Source organism: Pseudaeromonas pectinilytica, assembly GCF_054780855.1.
In genome coordinates this window covers 1-1,155 of the sequence record NZ_BAAGVN010000207.1, presented here as the reverse complement: position 1 = coordinate 1,155, position 1,155 = coordinate 1, and the positions used below count along the sequence as shown (strand labels likewise).

Genomic DNA, 1,155 nt, shown 5'->3' with positions numbered 1-1,155 from the left:
GCCCATATCTGGAAAAGGTACTGGATGCTGGGTTAGCTGAACTGGCATCAATTTAACAATATGTTCACGCTCTCGCCCTGGATTGATTGGCTATGCGAACAGCTGGTGTAGTATATGTCGCTATCACTAAATGGATAATAAATGCCCTATGGATGCCAGATGATTAATAATAAATGCTCTTATCTTGAAGCAGTCGATGATTATATTATTTAATCATGGCGCAACACTTTTTGTATTTAATTCCACTGCCACAAGGGCACAACATATTAGGCTTTAGTTTTAATTCTGCGGGTGCAGGTAAAAACTTCCCTTGGGTATAAAACCATTGTTCTTGCTCGCGGACAAAGGAGGATAATTCATGATGAATATGGAGCCCGGTCGCGTCACGATAATAGGCACAAAAATCGACCCAACCGCTATGGACGCCAAGATCCTGCCCACTGGCTAATACCGTTAAGCTGACCCATTGTGTCTCTTCAGCCTCCGCCGCTAATTCGGCGATACTGCAAGCGGGTCTGTGCTGGGGATGCCAGGTTCGCAAAATGTAAGGCCATTCATGCAGAGTGAAGGCACTAAATCGTGAGCGCATCAATAGCTCGGGTGTGGGAGCTTGGTAATCCCCGGTTAAATAGGGATGACAACACTCCTCGAGGGGCAGACCGCTGCGACAAGGACAAAGAGACATGACGGATTCCGGTGTCGTAAAGGGATCGAAATTATAAGAGACAGCTCCCAAAACAACAGATAAAAATCAGTTTTCAATACGTAATGCGCGTCGATGCAACAATGTTATGCCTATTGGACGTCATAATGGAACTGTGGTACTCGATAGGTCGAGTTACATGCGTAGTCATATGAAACAAGGATAGGTTTTATGAAGATCAAAACCAAAATAGTCAGCCTGGCCGCCATCTCTTTGATTCTGGTTGTGGTCGTGATGAACTTGACCAACTATTTTTTGGGTCAAGCACAGCTTGAAGAAAAACAAACCTTATTAGAGAAGCAGTTGCTCACTGAGAAGAAAGAGATATTAGTTAAATATCTGGCGCTGGCAGAGAGCTCGATTGCAAAAATTTACCTGATTACCATCGAGACTCAGCCAGCTTCAACAGGCGTTGTGGCATTGGAGCCGTTCGACAGCCGATCCTGACCAGT

Annotated in this window: 2 protein-coding genes; one reads left to right on the top strand and one right to left on the bottom strand. The window is 44.9% G+C overall.

Features of this window, described 5'->3' with window-relative positions:
* Positions 1 to 205: 205 nt before the first annotated feature.
* On the bottom strand, positions 206 to 685 hold the full coding sequence (locus tag ACYVG7_RS10275) for a YchJ family protein (RefSeq protein WP_460883026.1): 480 nt from the start codon (positions 683 to 685) through the stop codon (positions 206 to 208).
* A gap of 189 nt (positions 686 to 874) precedes the next feature.
* Between ACYVG7_RS10275 and ACYVG7_RS10270 the strand changes: the two genes are divergently transcribed.
* A complete protein-coding gene (locus ACYVG7_RS10270) occupies positions 875 to 1,150 on the top strand; it encodes a hypothetical protein (RefSeq protein WP_460883025.1) in 276 nt (91 codons plus the stop codon).
* Positions 1,151 to 1,155 lie beyond the last annotated feature (5 nt).

Bases quoted from the DNA above. Each gene is read 5' to 3' on its own strand.
- ACYVG7_RS10275 (WP_460883026.1), bottom strand. From the start codon at position 685: ATGTCTCTTTGTCCTTGTCGCAGCGGTCTGCCCCTCGAGGAGTGTTGT.
- ACYVG7_RS10270 (WP_460883025.1), top strand. From the start codon at position 875: ATGAAGATCAAAACCAAAATAGTCAGCCTGGCCGCCATCTCTTTGATT.